The organism is Pseudomonas sp. RW407, assembly GCF_003176655.1.
Classification (GTDB): domain Bacteria; phylum Pseudomonadota; class Gammaproteobacteria; order Pseudomonadales; family Pseudomonadaceae; genus Pseudomonas; species Pseudomonas delhiensis.
This window is the reverse complement of the sequence record NZ_QGSL01000107.1, coordinates 1,513,957-1,516,031: the sequence shown is the minus strand read 5'-3', so window position 1 is coordinate 1,516,031 and position 2,075 is coordinate 1,513,957. Positions and strand designations below refer to the sequence as shown.

1 protein-coding gene is annotated in these 2,075 nt (G+C 69.9%); it reads right to left on the bottom strand.

Annotated elements, in window-relative coordinates:
* Positions 1-414: 414 nt before the first annotated feature.
* Positions 415-2,075 (bottom strand): LuxR C-terminal-related transcriptional regulator (locus DK254_RS35105; RefSeq protein WP_218281468.1); only part of this gene is annotated, 1,661 nt, incomplete at its 5' end.

Sequence of the window (2,075 nt, the reverse complement as noted above, 5' to 3'; positions counted from 1 at the left end):
GGCGGGGCTCTTCGTAGGAGCGAGCTTGCTCGCGAATGGGCCTCGCTGCGGGGTTTGTTCGCGAGCAAGCTCGCTCCTACGAGAGGCCGTGCTTAGTTGTGCCGTAGGGCAACTGTCTATTGGGTTCCCGCGAATGCGGGAACCCAGAGAGCAACGGAGCGGACTTTGTCCGCGATGGAGTTTGTTGGTGGCTGTGGTGGGTTTAAAAGCGCCCTCTCCCTGAAGGGAGAGGGGATCGTTCGGTGTGCATTGGTGTTTCGGCGTTAGCCGGCTAGCACAGAGATTACCGGCTGAAACCATTCCTTCTCTCGGCACGGACAAGCCCCCTCTCCCTTCAGGGAGAGGGCTGGGGAGAGGGGGCGGACTCGCCCCAGTACACCGATACCACAGGAAAAACACCCACCAAGCCCCCCATCAAGCCAACAACCCACTCGCCTTGGCCCGGGCCACCGCCTGGGTGCGTCTTTCCACTTCGAGCTTGATGTTGATGCGCCGGGCGTGGGTCTTCACGGTGTGCAGCGAGATTTCCAGTTGCTCGGCGATTTCCTGGTTGGAGCAGCCCTGGGCGATCAGTTCCAGCACTTCCAGTTCGCGCTGGCTGAGCATTTCCGTCGGCGCCGGCGGGGCCTCGGCGGTGTCTGGCGCGCGGTTGGCCGGGGCGAGGGCGGGGAGTTGCGCCAGCAGTTGCCGTGACCAGCTGGCATCGTTGCGTTGCAGCCGGGCCAGGGGCCGCAGCAGGGACAGCCTGCGGCAGTCCTGCAGGGCTTCGCGCAGGTGTTCCTCGGCGGCCGCCTGGTCCAGGGCGTGGAGGGTCTCGGCCAGGCGCAGCTGGGTCTCGCAGGCCAGGCTGCGCAGGCCCAGGCGCTGGCAGTCGCGCTGCAGGGCCTGCAGTTCGTGGCTGGCGCGGGTGGTTTCGCCCAGCTCGTCGTGGGCCTGGGCCAGCAGCAGGCGTACGCGGTACTGCAGGTCGTAGAAGCCGGTGGGGGCCAGCAGTGGGTTGAGCCCCAGTTCGGCGAGCACGCCGAGCAGTTCGTCGCGGGCCCTGGCCGGTTCGCCGCTGGCCAGGCACAGCCGGGCGCGGGCCAGGCGCAGCACTTCGCGGTAGCGGATCTCGGGGATGCACAGGCGCTGCATGCGTCGCTCGGCGGCCAGCAGCAGCTGGTGGGCGCGCTCCACCTCGCCGCGCTCGCAGGCCAGGCTGATCAGCGCGTGGTAGGCGTACAGCAGGTAGGCGTCCTGGCTTTCCTCGGCTTCGCGCAGGCCGCGCTGGAGCCCGGCCTCGGCGCCGGTGTCGTCGCCGCGCAAGGCCAGCAGTTCGCCGCGCAGCACGTGCAGGCGGGCGCTCATGGGGCCGCCGTGGGCGTGCTTGCGCAGCTCGGCGAGCATCTGCTCGGCATAGTCCAGGGCGTGGCGGTGTTCGCCGGAAAGGGCCAGCAGGTGGATGTGCTCGACGCTGAGCAGGGCCTCGAAGCACAGGTTGGCGTGGCGCCGCGACAGGCGCAGGCCGGCCTGGCAGTGCTGGCGGGCGACGGTCAGGTCGCCTTCGACCATGGCCTGCTGGGCCAGGGCCTGGTGGCAGAGGATGTGCTGGCCCCAGAAGCGTTCCTCCAGGTGCTGCAGGGCGTCGCTGCAGTTGCGCCGCGCATCGGGCAGGGCGAACTGGCGCTGCAGCACGCCGAGGGTGGCCTGGTAGTGCGCCAGGCAGAGCCGCTGGCGGTGGGCGTCCGGCCGTGGCAGGAAGCGCGAGAGCCCCTGCAGGCAGGCCATGGCCTCGTCCAGGCGGGCACAGAGGATCAGCGCCCAGGTTTCCAGGAGGATCAGCTTGGGGCTGGACTGCAGCAGGCCCTCGGGCAGCTCGTCGCGCCAGCGCAGCAGTTGCACGGCGCTGTGCTCGACCATCATCTGGTCGCTGTTGGCGTCCTGCAGCAGCGCCACGGCCCGCTCGATGGAGCCGGCGGCCAGGGCCAGCTGGGTGGCCTGGCGCAGGTCGCCGTGCTCGGCGAACCACTGGCTGGCGGCCAGCAGGGCGTCGGCGGGCGGCGCTTCGTCGTGGGCCTGGCGCAGCAGCTCGGCGA